16 protein-coding genes are annotated in these 17,781 nt (G+C 70.9%); 8 read left to right on the forward strand and 8 right to left on the reverse strand.

Annotation, left to right across the window (positions count from 1 at the left end; genetic code table 11):
• Positions 1 to 267 precede the first annotated feature (267 nt).
• Positions 268 to 960 carry a TetR/AcrR family transcriptional regulator gene (locus AMO33_RS02865; protein ID WP_011209987.1) on the reverse strand — a complete coding sequence of 231 codons (693 nt, stop codon included), beginning with the start codon at positions 958 to 960 and terminating at the stop codon, positions 268 to 270.
• Positions 961 to 1,072: 112 nt separating this feature from the next.
• Between AMO33_RS02865 and AMO33_RS02870 the strand changes: the two genes are divergently transcribed.
• The 4 genes from AMO33_RS02870 to AMO33_RS02885 are packed head-to-tail and all read left to right on the forward strand — an operon-like array spanning position 1,073 to position 5,452.
• Positions 1,073 to 1,948, forward strand: coding sequence for a metal-dependent hydrolase (locus tag AMO33_RS02870; protein ID WP_011209986.1), 876 nt, complete (start codon positions 1,073 to 1,075; stop codon positions 1,946 to 1,948).
• Positions 1,945 to 3,003, forward strand: coding sequence for a PDR/VanB family oxidoreductase (locus AMO33_RS02875; RefSeq protein ID WP_060590301.1), 1,059 nt, complete (start codon positions 1,945 to 1,947; stop codon positions 3,001 to 3,003). Before AMO33_RS02870 ends, AMO33_RS02875 begins: the two co-directional genes overlap by 4 nt.
• Positions 3,004 to 3,035: 32 nt before the next feature.
• Entirely contained in the window at positions 3,036 to 4,508 is a 1,473-nt protein-coding gene (locus tag AMO33_RS02880) for a flavin-containing monooxygenase (RefSeq protein ID WP_060593259.1), read from the forward strand.
• The gene (locus tag AMO33_RS02885) at positions 4,505 to 5,452 is read left to right on the forward strand and encodes a short-chain dehydrogenase/reductase (RefSeq protein ID WP_060590303.1); all 948 of its coding nucleotides are present in this window, start codon (positions 4,505 to 4,507) and stop codon (positions 5,450 to 5,452) included. The genes AMO33_RS02880 and AMO33_RS02885 overlap by 4 nt, the downstream gene beginning before the upstream one ends.
• Positions 5,453 to 5,790: 338 nt before the next feature.
• Here the strand turns inward: AMO33_RS02885 and AMO33_RS02890 are convergent, their stop codons facing one another.
• Positions 5,791 to 7,989 carry an acyl-CoA dehydrogenase gene (locus tag AMO33_RS02890; protein WP_076573865.1) on the reverse strand — a complete coding sequence of 733 codons (2,199 nt, stop codon included), beginning with the start codon at positions 7,987 to 7,989 and terminating at the stop codon, positions 5,791 to 5,793.
• A gap of 141 nt (positions 7,990 to 8,130) precedes the next feature.
• Here AMO33_RS02890 and AMO33_RS02895 point away from each other — a divergent pair, with 141 nt between their 5' ends.
• Together AMO33_RS02895 and AMO33_RS02900 are read left to right on the forward strand one after the other, a co-directional pair.
• Positions 8,131 to 9,075 carry an ATP-binding cassette domain-containing protein gene (locus AMO33_RS02895; protein ID WP_060590307.1) on the forward strand — a complete coding sequence of 315 codons (945 nt, stop codon included), beginning with the start codon at positions 8,131 to 8,133 and terminating at the stop codon, positions 9,073 to 9,075.
• Positions 9,072 to 9,833 carry an ABC transporter permease gene (locus AMO33_RS02900; protein WP_060590309.1) on the forward strand — a complete coding sequence of 254 codons (762 nt, stop codon included), beginning with the start codon at positions 9,072 to 9,074 and terminating at the stop codon, positions 9,831 to 9,833. The genes AMO33_RS02895 and AMO33_RS02900 overlap by 4 nt, the downstream gene beginning before the upstream one ends.
• Here the strand turns inward: AMO33_RS02900 and AMO33_RS02905 are convergent.
• A complete protein-coding gene (locus tag AMO33_RS02905) occupies positions 9,817 to 12,966 on the reverse strand; it encodes a BTAD domain-containing putative transcriptional regulator (RefSeq protein ID WP_060590312.1) in 3,150 nt (1,049 codons plus the stop codon). The genes AMO33_RS02900 and AMO33_RS02905 overlap by 17 nt on opposite strands.
• A 167-nt stretch (positions 12,967 to 13,133) precedes the next feature.
• On the opposite strand from AMO33_RS02905, the gene AMO33_RS02910 reads away from it, so the two are divergent.
• Positions 13,134 to 13,775 carry a DUF4097 family beta strand repeat-containing protein gene (locus tag AMO33_RS02910; RefSeq protein WP_060590314.1) on the forward strand — a complete coding sequence of 214 codons (642 nt, stop codon included), beginning with the start codon at positions 13,134 to 13,136 and terminating at the stop codon, positions 13,773 to 13,775.
• A gap of 74 nt (positions 13,776 to 13,849) precedes the next feature.
• Here AMO33_RS02910 and AMO33_RS02915 read toward each other — a convergent pair whose 3' ends face one another.
• From AMO33_RS02915 to mftA, 4 genes are all read right to left on the reverse strand, one after another.
• Positions 13,850 to 14,728, reverse strand: coding sequence for an SCO6745 family protein (locus tag AMO33_RS02915; RefSeq protein ID WP_060590316.1), 879 nt, complete (start codon positions 14,726 to 14,728; stop codon positions 13,850 to 13,852).
• 79 nt (positions 14,729 to 14,807) lie between these two features.
• The gene (gene mftC / locus AMO33_RS02920) at positions 14,808 to 16,001 is read right to left on the reverse strand and encodes a mycofactocin radical SAM maturase (RefSeq protein ID WP_060590317.1); all 1,194 of its coding nucleotides are present in this window, start codon (positions 15,999 to 16,001) and stop codon (positions 14,808 to 14,810) included.
• A gap of 2 nt (positions 16,002 to 16,003) precedes the next feature.
• Complete coding sequence (gene mftB, locus AMO33_RS02925) at positions 16,004 to 16,303, reverse strand: mycofactocin biosynthesis chaperone MftB (RefSeq protein ID WP_011209975.1); 300 nt, start codon at positions 16,301 to 16,303, stop codon at positions 16,004 to 16,006.
• Entirely contained in the window at positions 16,293 to 16,376 is an 84-nt protein-coding gene (gene mftA, locus AMO33_RS30905) for a mycofactocin precursor MftA (RefSeq protein ID WP_371392058.1), read from the reverse strand. The genes mftB and mftA overlap by 11 nt, the downstream gene beginning before the upstream one ends.
• Before the next feature lie 347 nt (positions 16,377 to 16,723).
• Between mftA and AMO33_RS02930 the strand changes: the two genes are divergently transcribed.
• Complete coding sequence (locus AMO33_RS02930; protein ID WP_060590319.1) at positions 16,724 to 16,927, forward strand: cold-shock protein; 204 nt, start codon at positions 16,724 to 16,726, stop codon at positions 16,925 to 16,927.
• Between the two features lie 99 nt (positions 16,928 to 17,026).
• Here the strand turns inward: AMO33_RS02930 and AMO33_RS02935 are convergent, their stop codons facing one another.
• Positions 17,027 to 17,704, reverse strand: coding sequence for a TetR/AcrR family transcriptional regulator (locus tag AMO33_RS02935; protein WP_060590321.1), 678 nt, complete (start codon positions 17,702 to 17,704; stop codon positions 17,027 to 17,029).
• Positions 17,705 to 17,781 lie beyond the last annotated feature (77 nt).

The following is a 17,781-nucleotide window of genomic DNA, read 5'->3' on the forward strand; positions in this document are numbered from 1 at the left end:
GGAGAGTAACTAGTCTGGGCGCCAGTGTGATTCGCGTGCGTGGCCGCGCTGGGGCGGGGGAGACCGGACGGTGTCGGCTCGGTTCACAGGTCGGTGACCGATCGGCTATGACCGCTCACAGTCGGCTACCGCACGGGAACAACCCTGCGCCCGACGGTGATTCGCCTCGCCTCTCGCGACCGACCGGCCGCCTGCCCGCCCGGCGGTGGCGATCGGCGGGCTACTCGCACCGGGACGACTGCCGGGGGCCGTGGATTGTGACTGACTTCACTGCCGGGGAGAGCGGGAATCCGCTTGTGCGGCAGCCTCGTCGGCGGAACGGACGAGCGAGAGGTTCGTCAAGGCGCGCACGGCGTGCCGGTCGAAGCGCTCGCGCGGTACTTCGAACGTGCCGTCCAGCCACGGCCGGTAGAGGTAGGCCAGCGCGCCGAAGATGGCATTGGCGTTGAGCATGCTGTCGAGATGGTCCGGCGGGGGCATGCGCTGGTCGCCGCCACCGATGGTGATCGCGATGGGTGTGGTGAACAGGGCGATGAGCTCGTCGCCGCGTTTGCTCAGTACCGGGGTCGCCTGCGATTCGACGAACATGATCCGCCCGCGCCTGCGGTCCTCGAGCAGGAAGTCGGTGAACGTCGCCACCACGTGCTCGAACATGGCGTCGCGTTCGAGCGGCGCTTCGGTCAGTGCCTCGAGGAGGCGGTCCCGCGCGGCGACCACCACGGTCTCGAGCACCGTGGTGAGCAGCGCGTCGAGGTTCGGGAAGTTCTCGTAGAAGTACCGCTCGGTGAGCCCGGCCTGCCGGCACACCCCGCGCATCGACACCTCCGAGGCGCCGACGGTGGCCATCAGTTCGGTGGCCGCCTCGATCAGCTGTGCCCGGCGCGCGGCGATCCGGTCGGCCGGGGCCAGGCCCCGCCACGTGCGCATGCCCGCGAAAGCTCCCTCGGAATCGGCGACCATGCCTCGATCCTCTCACACCGAAAAGTTGACATCACCTGATGTTGACATTGACTGATGTCAGCAAATATCGTCTAGTTCTCCGGTTTCAACGACGAGACGTGAGGACAGTCCGATGGGTACTGCCGCGTATACCGAGCAGGCGCATGCGATCCACCCCCGCGATGTCGCCTTCGACTTCTCCACCGTGCCGATGCACTACATCCCCGGCGAGGTGATGGCCACCCACATCATCAACGTGATGCATCTGGTGCTGCCCGAAGGGGAACGGGCGATGGCCGCCGCCCTGGCCGAGGCCTTGCCGCTGATCTCCGACGAACGGCTGGCCGAGGAGGTGCGTGGCTTCATCGGCCAGGAGGCCATGCACGCCAGCTCCCATGAAGAGGCACGCCGGCAGCTCGAGCGGCTCGGCCTCGAGGTCGGGCCGATGGTCGAGCTGGTCGCCTGGCTGGTCGACCGCGTGCTCGGCGACCACGGACTCACCGGCAAGGCGGCGCACGCCTGGCTGTGCGAACGGCTGGCGCTGTTCGCGGGCATGGAGCACTACACGGCCGTGATCGGGGAATGGCTGCTCACCAACGACGTGCTCGAGGACAAGGGCATGCACCCGGCCATGCTGGATCTGATCCGCTGGCACGGCGCCGAGGAAGTGGAGCATCGCAGCGTGGTCTACGACGCCTACATGCACGTCGACGGCAGCTACGCCCGCAAGGCGCGGCAGGCGCTGATCGCGAGCATGGGCCTGCTGGTGCTGTTCATCGCCTCCGGCGGCTACCTGTTCGCCAAGGATCCCTCGCCGCGCAAGGGCCGCTGGTGGCCGCTGCAGCTGGCGAGCGCGTCCCTGCGCGGCGTGGTGCCCAGCTTCACCACCTTCTTCACCGAGATTCCGCGCTACCTGCGCCCGGGCTTCCATCCCTCCCAGCTCGGCCCGATGGACAACGCGCTGCGCTACCTGGCCACCTCGCCCGCCGCCCGCGGCGGACAGTCATGACCACCGGTTACCGGCCCGGTGCCGGCATCCGGTTGATCGTCTCGGCCACCGACGCCTACAAACGGTTGTTCGTGCAGAGTCCGGCCGCGCCGTTGCTCTCCCGCCCCCAGCCGGTCCGGCGCACCGGCTACGACCTGCCGGTGGTGGTCGAGCGGATCGAGACCGTGGCCGAGGACGTCGTGGCCGTGACGCTGCGCCACCCGGCGGGCACGCAGCTGCCCGCCTGGACGCCGGGCGCGCACCTCGACGTCTTCCTGCCCTCCGGCGCGCAGCGGCAGTACTCGATCAACGGCGATCCGGCCGACCGGCGCCGCTACCGGATCGCGGTGCGCCGCATCGCCGACGGCGGCGGCGGGTCGCGCGAGATCCACGACACCGTGCGCATCGGCGACCGGTTGCGGATCCGCGGCCCGCGCAACGCCTTCGACTTCGTCGCCGCGCCCCGCTACCTGTTCCTCGCGGGCGGGATCGGCATCACCCCGATCCTGCCGATGGTGCGCGCCGCGCGGGCCGCCGGCCGCGACGCCCGCCTGGTCTACACCGGCCGCTCCCTGGCGAGCATGCCGTTCCGTGCCGAACTCGCCGCCGTGCCCGGCGCCGACATCGATATCCGGCCCGACGACGAATACGGGCAGCCCGATGTCGCCGCGATCGTGCGGACCGCGCTGCCCGGCACGGCCGTCTACGTGTGCGGTCCGCCCCCGATGCTGGCCGCCGCGGTGCGCGCGGTCGGCGACGATCCGTCCATCTCGCTGCACACCGAACGCTTCTCCCCGCCACCGGTGGCGGGCGGTGCGGAGTTCGCGATCACCTTGGCGCGCAGTGGAACCCAGGTGCGGGTCGGTGCGGAGGAGACGGCGCTGGCCGCGATCCGCCGCGTGCTGCCCGGGGTGGCCTACTCCTGCCGGCAGGGCTACTGCGGCACCTGCAAGGTGCGCGTGCTGGCCGGGCAGGTGGATCACCGCGACCGCGCGTTGTCGGCCGCCGAGCGAGCCGAGTCGATGCTCACCTGCGTCTCGCGCGCCGCCGACGGCGACCTGGTGCTGGATCTGTGAAGGGGCACCCGCCCCGGGAAGGAGTCGCCGCCGTGGCGACCGACAACACTGCCGCGCACGTCCCCGTGGTGATCATCGGGGCGGGCATCGCGGGCATCGCCCTCGGCGTCGAACTGCGCGCCGCGGGCCTCACCGACTTCGTCGTCCTGGAACGCGCCGAGGGCCTCGGCGGCACCTGGCGGGCCAACACCTATCCCGGCTGCGCCTGCGACGTGCCCTCGCAGCTGTACTCGTATTCCTTTGCGCCCAACCCGGACTGGTCACGCACCTACGGCACGCAGCCGGAGATCCTCGGCTACCTCGAGCGTGTCGCCACCGAACACGGCGTCGTGGCGCACATGCGGTTCGGCACCGAGTTGCGCGACGCGCGCTGGGACGAGGACGCCGAGGCCTGGCGCGTGTCGACCAGCCGCGGCGACTACACCGCGGGCGTGCTGATCTCCGCGGTCGGGCCGTTCAGCGAGGCCAGCATCCCCGACCTGCCGGGCCGGGCGAGCTTCGCCGGCACCCAGTTCCATTCGCTGCACTGGGATCACGAGCACGACCTGCGCGGTGAGCGGGTCGCGGTGATCGGCACCGGGGCCTCGGCGGTGCAGTTCATCCCGGAGATCCAGCCACTGGTCGGGCAGCTGACGGTGTTCCAGCGGTCGGCGCCGTGGATCGTGTCGCGGCTGGATCGCAGCACCACCGGCGTGGAGCGGGCACTGCTGCGACGCCTGCCCGCGCTCGGCAAGGCGATCCGCGGCGCCTACTACACCGGCATCGAGAGCTTCGGCCTGGTCGGTTTCGTGGACAAGCGCTTCCGTCACCCGTTCGAGACCCTGGCCAAACTGCAACTGCTGCGGCAGGTCCGCGATCCGCGGCTGCGGCGCATCCTCACCCCCGACTATGTGATCGGCTGCAAGCGGGCGATCTTCTCCGACGCCTACTATCCCGCCCTGACCCAGCCGAACGTCGAGGTCGTCACCGCGGGCATCGCCGAGATCCGGCCGCACTCCATCGTCACCGTGGACGGTGCCGATTACCCGATCGACACGTTGATCTGGGGCACCGGCTTCGGGGTGCCGCCCGCGATCTTCCAGCGGGTGCACGGCGTCGACGGACGCTCCATCGCCGACATCTACCGGGAACGGCCCAGCAGCTACCTCGGCGCGGCCATTGCCGGATTCCCGAACTTCTTCTGCACCCTCGGCCCGTTCGGCGCGGCGGGCAACCAGTCGGCCATCTTCATGATCGAGGCGCAGGCCCGCTACATCGTCGACGCGCTGAAAACCATGCGCGCCCAGCGTGTCACGCGGGTGGCGGTGCGCCCGGAGGTGCAGCGAGCCTTCCTCGACGACGTCAACGCCCGCAGTCGCGACACCGCCTGGCTGACCGGCGGGTGCCGCAGCTACTACCAGACCGCCGACGGCGCCAACTCCGGTCTGTACCCGAACTGGAGCTTCGAATACGCTCGCCGCACACGGCATTTCGACGCCGACTCGTACGAGATGAGGACCCGATGAAACTGCCAGGGCTGCGCGGGCTGCTCGCCGCCGTCCCGTTCGCCGCGGTCTCCGGCCCGCCGATCTTCGACCTTGAGGGACGGGTCGCGCTGGTCACCGGCGCGGGCACCGGCATCGGCCGGGAACTGGCCCGGCTGCTCGCCGCGCGCGGCGCCCACGTGGCCGTCGTCGACATCGACGCCGCCGCGGCCGAATCCGCGGCCCGTGATCTGCGCATCCGCGGGTACGCCCTCGCCGCCGATGTGCGCGACCGGGCGGCCATGCGCGCGGCCGTCGCCCGGGTGCGCGAACACTTCGGCCGCATCGATGTGGTGGTCGCCAACGCCGGGGTGGTGCCCGAGCCCGCCACGATCCGCACGATGGACCCCGCCGACTTCGACCGTGTCGTCGCGGTGAATCTCACCGGCGTGTTCAACACCGTGCACCCCGCGCTGGACGACATCGTCGCCACCGGCGGCCACGTGGTGGTGGTCTCCTCGGCCGCGGCGTTCGCCCCCGGCATGGCCGGCTCGCCGTACATGACCACCAAGGCCGCGGTCGAACAGTTCGGCCGGGCTCTGCGGGTGGAGCTGGCCGGGCTCGGCGCCAGCGCGGGCGTGGCCTACCTCGGCATCGTGGAGACCGCGATGACCCGGCACACCCTCGACGAGGACGAGCTCGGCCGCGAGGTGGGCGGCCTGTTGCCCTGGCCGCTGGACCAGCGCATCACCGCCCGCGAGGCCGCCGTCTCCATCGCCGACGGCATCCTGCGCCGCGCCCCCCGCACCATCGCGCCCCGCCAGTGGGAGGCGTACGCCCTGCTGCGCGGCGTCGTCAACGTGGTCCTCGACGACCGGCTGGCCCGCGACGAGCGCGTCCGGTCCCTCATCCGCCGGGTCGAGGAACGCCTCGCCGGGCGAGACGGACAGCCCGTGGACGCGCCGGTCACAAGCGCGCCGAGATAGCCGCACCGAACCCGAGCACGCCGTCGCGGCAGGCACCCTGGTCGGCACCGGGCCGGTGTGCCCACGCCCGAGCACAGCATGCTCAGATTCAGGAAGGACGCGTGTGGCATCCGCGGCGCCCAGTACCGCCAGATGCTCACCGACACCGTCGAGGCGTCCGCCTGCCACGTGCAGTTCCGGACGACACTGTCGAACGAACCGGGGCCGTCCTCCTGCGTGCCCGCGGCGAGCGGGCCGATCGAAGCGAGCGCGGCCGGCTCGTCGCAGGAGGGCATCCCGGCGTGGTCGACGTGCCGGTCCTCGACGGGGGCACCGGCCGCCGGCGCGATCACCGGCGCCTACTTGCGCGGCAGCCCCATCACCAGGGTGGCGATCGTGTTGAGCTGGATTTCCAGGGTGCCGCCGCCGATGACCCAGGTGGGGATGTCGAGTTCGTGGTGCACGACCTCCGAGCGGGCTTCGCTGAGCGCGGCGGCGGGCCCGATGAGCTCCAGTGCGGCCGCGGCGGCGTCGGTGTGCAGCATGGCGGCGGCCGCCTTGGCGATGCTGGTGCCCGGTCCGACGCCTTGGCCGTCGAGGCGGCGGATCGTCTCGCGCAGGTTCATCGCCGAGATGGCGGCGCCGCGGGCGCTGATCCGGCCGAGCGTCCGCAGCGCCTCGTCCCGGCTGCCCGCGTACTCCTCGCGCTCGATGATCTCCCTGATGCGCTGGTTGTGGCCGGGGTCGCGTACGCCGCCGATGAACAACCGCTCCTGGGCGAGGGTTTCGAGGGTCAGCGCCCAGCCCTGGCCGGGTTCGCCGAGCACCATGTCGTCGGGAACGAACGCGCCGTCGAAGAAGACCTCGTTGAATTCGGCGTCACCGCTGGACTGGGTGATCGGCCGGACGTCGACACCGGGGGCGTGCATGTCGACCAGGAACATGGTCAGCCCGCGATGCCGTTCGGCCTCCGGGTCGGTGCGAGCGAGCAGCAGGCCCCAGTCGGAGCGGTGCGCCAGCGTGGTCCAGATCTTCTGGCCGTTCAGCTGCCAGCCGCCGTCGACCTTGGTGGCGCGCAGGCTCAGTGAGGCCACGTCCGACCCGGCCTCCGGCTCGCTGAACAGCTGGCACCAGATCTCCTCGCCGCGCAGCGCCGGACCGGCCAGGCGTTCCAGCTGCGCGGGCGTGCCGCGCTGCAACACGATCGGCACCACCCACTGACCGATGCCCATCGAGGGCTGGGCGATGCCGTGCCGGTCGTACTCGTCCTGCAGGATCAGCTGTTCGAGCGGACCGGCTTCGATGCCGTACGGCCTGGGCATGGGCGGGCTGACCAGGCCGTGGTCGGCCAGCAGCGTGCGGCGCGGACCCGTGTTGACCGAGTCGTGGTCGCCGATCGTGCTCGGGTGCGGGTTGGTCAGTTCGGCCGCGGTGTCGAGGATCCCCGAAACCCATTGCCGGAAGGTGGTATCGGTCTCCGGCAGTGGAACGGTGAAGGTGCGTGGCCCGCGCAGGGCGACCTCGCCCAGCCGCCGCTCCCACCGTTCGCCCGGCCCGGCCAGACCGGCCAGCGTGATCGCGCGCCGCCAGTACAGGTGCAGGTCGTGCTCCCAGGTGAAGCCGATCGCGCCGTGCAGGGCGAGGCATTCGACGGCGGCGTGCACGGCGTTGCCGAGCGTGATCAGTGCCGCGCCCGCGACGGCGTGCGCGCGCTGATCGGGTTCGTCGTCGAGCCCGCGCACGGCGTCCCAGGCCGCCGCGGTGGCGAGTTCGCTGGTGATCAGCAGCTGGGCGGTGCGGTGCTGGACCGCCTGGAACGCGCCGATCGGTCGGCCGAACTGCTTGCGCGCCTGCACGTACTCGGTTGCCGTGTCGGAACACCAGCGGATGACACCGGCCGCCTCCACCGCCAGGAAGGCCACCGCGATGTCGGCGGCGCGGTCGCCGTCGATGCCGTCGAGTTCGGCGGCGGGCGTCACGTCCTGGAAGGCGACCCGGCCGAGATCGCGGCCGAGATCGGCGCCGTCTTCGATCTCCACGCCCACCCCCGGTGCCGACCGCTCGACCAGGAACCACCGCGAGCCTGCCGCCACCACGAACAGCTCGGCCCCGGGCGCGCCGAGCACCAGGCCGCTGCGCCCGGACAGCCGCGCCTCCCCGCCGGACACCGTGACGCCGTGCTCGGGCAGGAGCACCGCCCCGGTGCCGCCTTCGGCGAAGTGCCGCAACGCCTTCTCCGCGCCCGCCCCGGTCGCGGCGGTGGCGACGATCGCGCTGGCCACCACGCTCGGCAGCAGCGGTCCCGGCAGCAACGCGCGGCCCGCCTCGGCGACCACCACGGCGATGTCGGCGACCGCACCGCCCTGCCCGCCGACCTCCTCGGGCAGATGCACCCCGGTCAGCCCGGTGGCCACCAGCTCCGGCCAGAACGCGGGCCGCTCGCCCCGCTTCAGCTGCTCGGTGTTCCTGCGGGTGTACTCGCGGGTGGCGTGGCGCGCGGCGAATCCGCCGACGCTCTCCGCCAACGCCGCCTGATCCGCGGTCAGGGCTACAGGCACGATCACTCACTCCCGTCGAGGGACCCACCGGTCCCGGTTCGCGCAGTCCCTCTCAGATTAGAACAGGTTCTAGATCTCGTGTCAGTGGGTGTGTCAGGGCCGTATCAGGGCCGTATCAGTCCGGCCGGTGACCCTTGCTGCATGGACACCACAGCGATCGCGGCCTCCGGGCTGCGGAAAGCCTACGGGGACAAGATCGTCCTCGACGGCATCGATTTGAACATCGAGACGGGCACCGTCTTCGCGCTGCTCGGCCCGAACGGGGCGGGCAAGACGACGGCGGTGAACGTGCTCACCACCCTGCTGACCCCCGACGCGGGCACCGCGCGGGTAGCAGGGCACGACATCGCCACCGACGCCGACGCGGTGCGCTCCGCGATCGGGGTCACCGGCCAGTTCGCGGCGGTGGACGACCTGTTGACCGGCCGGGAGAACCTGCGGCTGATGGCAGACCTGCATCGGCTGCGGGGCGCGGACCGCACCCGCGTGATCGACGAGTTGCTGGAGCGGTTCGAGCTCGCCGAATCGGCCGACAAGCGAGTGGCGACCTACTCCGGCGGCATGCGCCGCAAACTGGATCTGGCGATGACGTTGGTGACCCGCCCGCAGATCGTCTTTCTCGACGAGCCGACCACGGGCCTGGACCCGCGCAGCCGCCGCATGCTGTGGGACATCGTGCGGGACCTGACGGCCGACGGGGTGACGATCTTCCTCACCACCCAGTACCTCGAGGAGGCCGATCATCTGGCCGACCGGATCGCAGTGCTCGACCAGGGCCACCTGGTCGCCGAGGGCACCGCCGACGAACTCAAACGCCGCGTGCCCGGCAGCCACATCCGGCTCCGTTTCGCCGACGCCGCCACCCTCGACGCCGCCGCGCGGGCGCTGCCCGAGGCGACCCGCGACGACGAAGCCCTCGTCCTGCGAGTCCCGGGCGACGGCGGCACGAAATCTCTGCGTGCCCTGCTGGACCGGCTCGCCGAACACTCCCTCGACGCCGAGGATCTCACCGTCCACACCCCCGACCTCGACGACGTCTTCCTCGCCCTGACCGGTCGCGCGACCACGGAGGCCACCGCATCATGAGCACCGTCACCGCATCGTTGACCGACTCTTCGATCATGCTGCGCCGCAACTTCACCCACATCACCCGCTCACCGGTCACTGTCTTCAACGCCGCGTTCATGCCGGTGCTGATGCTGGTGATCTTCGTCTACGTCTTCGGCAACGCCTTCGACGTTGGCGGCGATTACATCGACTACGCGACACCGGGCCTGATCCTGCTGGCGATCAGCTACGGGCTCTCGGGCACCGCGGTCGCGGTCAGCTCCGACATGACCAAGGGGATCATCAACCGCTTCAAAGTGATGCACGTGTCCCGGGGCGCGGTGCTCACCGGCCATGTCGTGGCCACCATGCTCACCAACGCGGTGGCCGTGGCAGCCGTGGTCGTGGTGGCGTTCCTGCTCGGCTTCCGGCCCGGGGCGTCGGCGCTCGACTGGCTCGGCGCGCTCGGCATCGTGGTGGCGACCTCGTTCGCGGCGTCCTGGCTGACGGTGGCGCTGGGCATGGCGGCCACGACGCCGGAGGCCGCGGGCATGACCGTGGTTCCGCTGATCATGCTGCCGTTCCTGAGCAGTGCGATCGTGCCCGCCGACAAGATGGGCCAGGGTGTGCGGCAGTTCGCCGAGTACCAGCCCTTCACGCCGATCATCGAGTCGATCCGCGGTTTTCTGGCCGGCACGCCATCCAGCGGTGACACGGCGACCGCGCTGGCCTGGTGCGCGGCATTCGCCCTGGTCGGCTACCTGTGGTCGCGCGCCACGTTCACGAAGCGAGCGTAGCGGCAGCCAGCTCCGGCCAGTCGGCCCGCGCACCCTCCTGCGTCGCCTCGGTGAAGCGCTGCTCACCGAGGCGGCGTCGCGCCGTCTGCTCGATGCGGACCCAGTCCGGTATCGAGCGGTCGGGCAGGCCGGCCAGTGCGGCGGCCGCCGCGAGCAACCGCACCGCCTGCTCGTCGTCCTGTTCGCGCAGTGCCTGGTCGGCGATCCCGACGAGCACGGCGGTGGTGAGCGGCGCGTAGGTCGCGACGGTGACGATCCGCAACGCCGCAGCGCGGTGGGCGCGGGCCTCGTCCGGCTCGGTCGCCAGGTAGCCGCGCAGATCGTGAATCTGCGCGGCGGCGAATTCCTGATCCGCCGCCTCGTTCAGCAGCGACTCCGCGGCCTTGATCTGCCGCTCCGCCTCCTCGGTGTCGCCGCGCCAGCGGGCGAGTTCGGCCCGGGTGAGGGCGAAGACACCGAGGGCGTTCGGCCACGCGGACCGGTCGGCGAACCGCTGCGCGTCGGCCAGCGCGGTGGCGCTCGCCTCCGCATCGCCGGTCAACCAGTACAGCTGGGCTTGCCTGGCGCGGATCAAGAAGATGTCCTCGAGCGCGCCGATCTCGGTGACGACCCGGACCGCATGATCGAGATGTTCACTGGCCTTGCCGAATTCGCCGCGGGTGGCGATGCGGTTGGCCAGCTCGGTGAGTGCGAACGACATGCCCCACCGCTCGCCGATCGTGCGGAATTCGGCGAGCGCCGTTTCGAGGTAGGCGTCCGCCTCCTGGCCCGCTCTGCCCAGCGCGATCCGCATCTTGCCCAGTTGCAGCCGGGCCAGCGCTCGTACCCACGGGTCGTCCTCGGCCAGCAGCGGTTCGAAGGCCGACAGCATCTCGTCGGGGCCCTGCCGCAGGCGTTCCAGGGCGCCGGTGAACGCCAGTAACGGGTAACGGACGCTGCTTTCCGTGGTCAACCGGTGGGCTCGCTGAATCCACGCCATCGCCTGGCCACCGTCGTTCGGGCCGGACAGCAGGAAGTGCGCCACGAGCCCGCACACGATCGCGCGGGTCTCGTCGTCCACCTCGCCGGGCAGTTCGGCCGCGGCGGTGAGCAGCTCCAGGCCCTCGGCCTTGTGCCCGCTCAGCCACCAGTACCAGCCCGCCGCCGCGGCGAGCCGGGTGGCGCCTGCCGCGTCGCCCGCCGCGAGCGCGCCCCGCATCGCGCCGACGATGTTGTCGTACTCGGCCTCCAGCCGCACGAGCCAGGTCAGCTGGTCGGCGCGGCGCAGATGGGGTTCCGCGGTGTCGGCGAGCCCGGTGAAATAGGCCAGATGCGCGCGGCGCGCGGATTCCACCTCGTCCGACTCGGCGAGCCGGTCGCGCGCGTATTGCTTGATCGTGTCGAGCATCCGATAGCGGGGTCCGGTGTCGCCGGCCACGACCAGCAGCGACTTCTCGGCGAGCGAGGTGAGCAGGTCGAGCACCTCCCAGCGCTCGACGGCGTCGGCGAATCCGGCACCGGCGCAGACGTGTTCGGCCGCGTCCAGGCTGACGTCGCCGGTGAACACCGCCAGTCGGCGCAGCACGTTCCGTTCGGTGTCGCTGAGCAGTTCCCAACTCCAGTCGACCACCGCCCGCAGCGTGCGGTGGTGCCGGAGGGCGGTGCGGCTGCCGCCGGTGAGCAGGCGGAAACGGTCGTCGAGGCGATCGGCGAGCTGGTCGAGGGTCATGGTGCGTAGCCGGGCGGCGGCCAGTTCGATCGCCAGCGGAATCCCGTCGAGCGCGCGGCACACCCGCGCCATCGTGGCCAGGGCGGCGGCATCGGAGTCGAGATCGGGTCGCACCGCACTCGCCCGATCGCGCAGCAACTGCACCGCGGGCGCGGCCTCGATGGTTGCCGGATCGGCGTCGTCTTCGGGTAGGGCCAGCGGCGCCACCTGCCACAGCGCCTCGCCGGTGATGCCGAGCGGTTCCCGGCTCGTCGCCACGATCCGCAACCGGCGACATTCCCCGAGCAACCGATGTGCGAAGGCGGCCGCGGCCTCGATGACGTGCTCGCAGTTGTCCAGGATCAGTAGCGTTTCCCGGTCGCGCAGGGCGGCGACGAGCCGGTCCATCGGTTCGACGGCCGGCGCGCCACCGAGCAGCGCGTCGCGGAGGCCGAGCGCGGCCAGCACCGTCTGCGCCGGGTCGCTGTTCTGCCCGAGCGGGGCCAGTTCCACCAGCCACGGCCCGTCCGGCAGATCGTCGAGCAGCGTGCGCGCGGTCTCCACGGCCAGCCGGGTCTTGCCGGAACCGCCGGGACCGGTGATCGTGGTGAGCCGGTGCTCGGCCACCAGGTCGCGCACGGCCGCGATGTCGGCGTGTTTACCGACGTAGCGAGTCAATTCGGCGCGCAGATTGGTGCTGCGGCCGGTGGGCTGTGCGCCGCCCTCGCCACGCAACAGCGCGACGTGCAGGGCCGACAGTTCCGGCGAGGGGTCCACGCCCAGCAGGTCGGCGAGCGATTCCCTGGCCCGCTGATACACCTGTAACGCCTCCGCGCCGCGGCCCGCGGCGCCGAGTGCCCGCATCAACGCGGCGACCAGCCGCTCACGCATCGGGTTCCGGGCGACCAGGTCGGCCAGCTCATCGGCCATCTCGGCGCCGCGGCCGAGCCGGATCTCGGCGTCGTAGTGTTCCTCCAGGGTCGCCATCCGCAGCCCCTCCAGCCGCGTGACCACCGCCTCCACGGCCTGACTGTCGCGCACCTCGACGTCCTGCATCGGCGCGCCGCGCCACAGTTCGAGCGCCGCCCGCAGCAGCTCGGCCCGCTCGCCGTCGTCGGCGCCGCGGGCCTGGTCGACCAACCGCTCGAAACGCACCGCGTCGACCGACTCGGCATCGACCGCGAGCCGGTAGCCGCCGGCCTGTCCGTCGATCAGCCCGGTGGGCAGCAGTCGCCGCAACCGGGAAACCAGCGCTTGCAGGGCGTTGACCGCGTCGGCAGGCGGCTGCTCGCCCCAGATCCAGTCCACCAGGGTGGTTTTGGGAACAGGACGCCCCGCCGCCAACGCGAGCGCGATCACCAGGGCACGCAACCGGGCGCCCGGGATCTCGATCGAACCGCCGTCCGCTGTCCGGATCTCCAGCGGCCCAAGTAACCCGATCTGCACCGATCCATTCTGCCGTGCCGGGTCCGGCATCGTTCGCCCGACGGTGACGGACCCGCTGACCTGGGCCGACACGGTGTCGGGTGTGGTGTCAGACCGGTGTCAGGCCCGTATCAGCCGAGCAGGTGACAGTTCTCCCTGATCCCCGATCCACCAGAGGAGTACCGATCATGTTCACTTTCGCGACCCCCGAGCCGATCTCCGTCGTCGTCGACGTGCTGTCCGCGCATGTCACGGTGAGGGCTACCGAACGCGCCGATACCGTGGTCCACGTCCGCCCGTCCGATGCGGCCGAGACCGCCGACATCCGAGCGGTCGAACGCACCGTCGTCGATTTCACCGCGGGCACACTCACCGTGCGGACGCCGAAGACCTGGCGCACCTATACGCCCTTCGGCGGCAACCCCTCGATCGAGCTGACGGTCGAGGTGCCCACCGGCTCCCAGGTGAAAGCGACCGCCGCGGTGGGCGATCTGACGGTCGCGGGCGAATCCGGCCGCTGCGAGCTGGAGATCTCCTCCGGCGACATCACCGTGGAGCGGCCACGCGACGCGGTCACCGCCAAGACCTCGATGGGGGCGATCCGCGTCGGCGAGGCCGTTCGCGGTGTCCTGCGGCTCGAGACCGGCATGGGCGACCTGACCGTGGGCGTCGACCCGCGCAGCGCTGTGGTCATGGACACCACCGCGCACACCGGCGACGTGCGGAACCGGCTGAACCCGGTCGAGCCGGCGGGCAAGGATGCCGTGCAGGTGATCGCGCGCACCGGCATGGGCAACGTCAGCGTGCACCATGTCGCTCGCACCCGATGACCGCCAGAGGCGACGCACGTTCGGGCAGTGGGCGGTCGAGCACGCCGACGTCTTCCGCCGACCGTGTCGTGGTCTCAGCCCTGGTTCGCGGTCTCCCGCAGGTCGACGCCGATCGGGGTGATCGACGGGATCTCCCCGGAGTCGACCACGGCCCGGGTCACCGGCCGGAGCGCGGTGAGCAACTCGTCGCGTTCGGACTCCGAGAGGACCGCGAAGGCTTCGGCGGCGAGATCGTCGGTGCGGTCCTCGATCTCGGCCTTCACCCGCTCGCCCTCGGCCGTGAGCGCGTTGTCGGCGACCAAGCCCTTGGCGGTCAACGATGCCAGACAGGCTGCCCACTCCGCGTCGTCGAACTCGCGCAGCATCGTGTACACCTCGCGCGGTGTCCCGTTGGCCACCGTTTGCAGCACATGCGATTCGCGGCCACCGATGCCCGCGGCGATGAGCAGCGCGATGTGGCCGTCACCCCGGTGCTCGCGCAACAGGGTGGCGGCGTGCCAGAGCTTGGCGAGCGGGTCGGTGGGCTCGGGTAGCGCCCGGTTGGCCGCGAACAGCGTGCGGCCCTCCAGCGGCGCCGACGCGGCCGCCCGCGCGGCCAATTCGGCCGCGCGCTCGACCTGTTCGCTGGTGGCCGCCTCGCCGAGATGACGGCGCAGTGCCGCGACCGAGCCCTGCTCACGCGCCGCCAGCGCCACCTCGGGTCCGGCGATCTGCCAGGCGCCGGGCACCTCCTTGGCGACCCGCTCGAAGGAGAAGTTGTAGAACAACGCGTGCACCACTTCGGCGCTCACCGCACCCAGCGGGGCCGACCGTCCCGCGAAGTACCCCATCCACGGCCTGCGGTATCCGGCCTCCTTCAAGGCCGTCACCGCTTCGGGGGAGAAGTAGGTCACCGCGTGGACGGGCTCGAGCAGACTCCAGGCTTTCCGTGCGAACGCACGCGTTTCACTCATCAGCCAGTTCTATCGCATGCCGGGCCGCTTCCGCGAGAGCGCCCGGTGCGGCGGCCGCTCGCCGCCGCACCGGCGCGGCCTAGCGCCGCAGCCCCGCCAGCGGGTCGGTGTCGCAGGCGCGGTCGGGGACGCTGGTGCGGACCGGGCCCAGGGAGGGGAGCCCGAGGGTGACCGACTTGCGGGCCCGTCCGGTGCGCGAGTGGTCCTTGTCCGGGGTGGGCCGCGACGCACCGACGCCGGCCAGCGCGGGTTCGGCGTTGCCGTAGACGCATTCGGGGTCGGGGCCGTCCAGCGGCAGGCCGGTGAAGAACTTCGCCGCCATGCAGCCGCCCTGGCAGGAGTCGTAGGCGGGGCAGGCGGTGCACGCGCCGCCGGTCTGCGGTTGCCGCAACCGCTCGAACAGCTCGGAGGTGTTCCACACCGACTCGAAGCCGCCGGGGTCGCGGACGTTGCCTGCCAGGAATTCGTCGTGGATGGCGAAGGGGCAGGCGTAGACGTCGCCGACCGGGTCGATCAGGCACACCACCCGGCCGGCCCCGCACAGGTTCAATCCGGGCAGGGGAGTGGAGCCCAGGGCGTTGAGGTGGAAGAACGAGTCACCGGTCAGCACCCCCTCGCCGTGGGCGACGAGCCAGTGGTAGAGCTCGAGCTGCTGCTCGGTGGTCGGATGCAGCTCGTCCCAGACGTCGGCGCCGCGGCCGGAGGGCCGCAGCCGGGTGATGCGCAGCTGGGCGCCGAAGCGGTCGGCGATGGCCTTGAACTCGTCGAGCTGGCCGACGTTGTGGCGGGTCATCACCACCGAGATCTTGAAATTCTCGAACCCGGCGTTCGCCAGGTTCTCCATCGCCCGCATCGCGGTGTCGAACGAGCCCGGCCCGCGGACCGCGTCGTTGACCTCGGCGGTGGCGCCGTCGATGGAGATCTGCACGTCCACGTAGTCGGTGGCGGCCAGCTGTTCGGCGCGGGCCGGGGTCAGCCGCACGCCGTTGGTGGAGAACTTGACGCCGACCTGATGGTCCACGGCGTAGTCGAGCAGCTCCCAGAAGTCCGACCGGACCGTCGGCTCACCGCCGCCGATGTTGACGTAGAAGACCTGCATCCGCTGCAGCTCGTCGATGACCGCCTTGGCTTCCTCGGTCGTGAGTTCGCGGGGGTCGCGTCGTCCCGAGGACGACAGGCAATGCGAGCACGCGAGATTGCACGCGTAGGTCAGCTCCCACGTCAGGCAGATCGGGGCGTCCAGACCGTACTTGAAGTGCTCCACCAATTTCATTGCTACTCCTGTCCGTCGCCGTCGGTCTCCCGGGGGCGGATCGTGCCCGCCTGGCAGAGGCTCGCGAGGGCGCGCAGATAGCCGGGGTGCTGCTCGGCCGGAACCCCGGCCGCCGCCAGCGCCGCGACAGCGGTCGGTTGGCCGGCCAGTTCTCGGACGACGGTGACCAGCTCGGGGGTCTTCAGGAACGACAGTCGCCGCGTGACGAAGTCGTACACCAGCGCGCCGAACGGTTCCGGCCGGATCGAGACCGTCGGCGCGAGGGCGTAGGCACGAGCTGGGTCGAAGGTGTCAGTAGACACCGCACATGCCGTCGATAGAGACCTCCTCGATGAGGGTTTCGTCCACCGCCGCCGAGTTGTCCACCTGATCCATCGAGCGCTCGGTCATGATCACCACTCCTTCGTCGTGTTCGGGTTGTGTGATGGAGACTATAATGTCACTCGATGACATATTGGAAGCCCCGGTTTGCCCGTGCCGGAAATGGGGCTTCGCAGGTCGAGCAGTGGGGAGGATGTGTCGGGCACCACGCCGCTGCCGGTCCGGCGTGGCTCGACGTGAGACCGCGAGCGAAGGATGCGGGAGCGGTGCGCCTATCGCTCCGTCCGGGAGCGATAGGTCACACTCTCGCCCGTCCATCGCTCCCATGTGGAAGAGTGGTCGGGGAGACCGGGTTTTCGCAGTGTTTTCCCGGCTCGCCTACAGAAAAGATCGAAATCAGCATGGCTCAAGGCAGCGTGAAGTGGTTCAACGGCGAGAAGGGCTTCGGCTTCATCGCCCAAGACGGAGGCGGTCCTGACGTCTTCGTGCATTACTCGGCCATCGGTGGCACGGGTTTCAAGACCCTCGATGAGGGGCAGCGCGTGGAGTTCGAGATCGGGCAGGGCCAGAAGGGCCCGCAGGCTCAGGATGTCCGCGCCATCTGATCGAGCGTGACGTGTTGGCTCCGCACCGGAACGGTGCGGAGCCTTTTCGTTTGTCCGGCACGATCGGTCCGGGCCTGATCGTGCGCGTCGCCGCGGTGCTCACTCGCGGGGGAAGATCCACGGCAGTTCCAGCGCGTATTCCAGGTCCGCGCGAGTTCCCAAGGTGGTCAACAGGACTCGGATCATGGTCAGTCGCGCGGGGGCGAGGACGTCCGGGTCCGGTTCCTCGCCCGGCGCGGTGGCCGCCGACAAGCGGTAGACCACGTATTCGCACAGGTGCAGGGCGGCGTCGAGGTCCAGAGGGGTGGGGACCGGCCGTCCCAGTTCGACGAACTTCTCCCGCACCGTCGTGCGGATGTCCTCCAGCGCCCGCTCCCGGTATGCCGACACCGGGGAGGCCGGGTCGTGGAGTTCGGCGAACAGCGGCCGCAGCATCGGGCCGTGGCCACGGGCCCAGCCGACGAAGGCGTCGATGAGGCGGATGCCCAGCTGCACGGGTTCGTCGGAGCCGGTGAGCGCGTCCCGGATGCCGCCGACCAGGCCCTCGTTGGAGCGGGTGAGCAGCACGTGCAGCGGTTCCTCGGCGTTGCCGAAGTAGCGGTAGAAGGTGGGCCGGGCCAGGCCGGCCTGCTCGATGATCTGGGCGACGCTCAGGCCGCGCGACCCGTTGCGGGTGAAGACGGCCGCGGTCGCGGCGACGATCCTGGCGCGTACTTCCTCGGCCTGCTCCCTGGTCTGGCGCGGGCGGCCGCGCCTCGCGGAGGTGACCTCGGACATGGTGATTCCTCACGAGACGACGGCGGTGGCAGCGGTGCGCCGCCACGGAGAGCTTGACAGGCAGCGCCTTCCAGCTA

It is taken from the genome of Nocardia farcinica (assembly GCF_001182745.1).
Lineage (GTDB): Bacteria > Actinomycetota > Actinomycetes > Mycobacteriales > Mycobacteriaceae > Nocardia > Nocardia farcinica.

Coding starts and splice junctions, on each gene's coding strand:
- AMO33_RS02910 (WP_060590314.1), top strand. CDS start 13,134: ATGTTCACTTTCGCGACCCCCGAGCCGATCTCCGTCGTCGTCGACGTG.
- AMO33_RS02915 (WP_060590316.1), bottom strand. CDS start 14,728: ATGAGTGAAACGCGTGCGTTCGCACGGAAAGCCTGGAGTCTGCTCGAG.
- AMO33_RS02875 (WP_060590301.1), top strand. CDS start 1,945: ATGACCACCGGTTACCGGCCCGGTGCCGGCATCCGGTTGATCGTCTCG.
- AMO33_RS02865 (WP_011209987.1), bottom strand. CDS start 960: ATGGTCGCCGATTCCGAGGGAGCTTTCGCGGGCATGCGCACGTGGCGG.
- AMO33_RS02870 (WP_011209986.1), top strand. CDS start 1,073: ATGGGTACTGCCGCGTATACCGAGCAGGCGCATGCGATCCACCCCCGC.
- AMO33_RS02900 (WP_060590309.1), top strand. CDS start 9,072: ATGAGCACCGTCACCGCATCGTTGACCGACTCTTCGATCATGCTGCGC.
- AMO33_RS02930 (WP_060590319.1), top strand. CDS start 16,724: ATGGCTCAAGGCAGCGTGAAGTGGTTCAACGGCGAGAAGGGCTTCGGC.
- mftA (WP_371392058.1), bottom strand. CDS start 16,376: ATGGATCAGGTGGACAACTCGGCGGCGGTGGACGAAACCCTCATCGAG.
- AMO33_RS02895 (WP_060590307.1), top strand. CDS start 8,131: ATGGACACCACAGCGATCGCGGCCTCCGGGCTGCGGAAAGCCTACGGG.
- AMO33_RS02935 (WP_060590321.1), bottom strand. CDS start 17,704: ATGTCCGAGGTCACCTCCGCGAGGCGCGGCCGCCCGCGCCAGACCAGG.
- AMO33_RS02885 (WP_060590303.1), top strand. CDS start 4,505: ATGAAACTGCCAGGGCTGCGCGGGCTGCTCGCCGCCGTCCCGTTCGCC.
- mftC (WP_060590317.1), bottom strand. CDS start 16,001: ATGAAATTGGTGGAGCACTTCAAGTACGGTCTGGACGCCCCGATCTGC.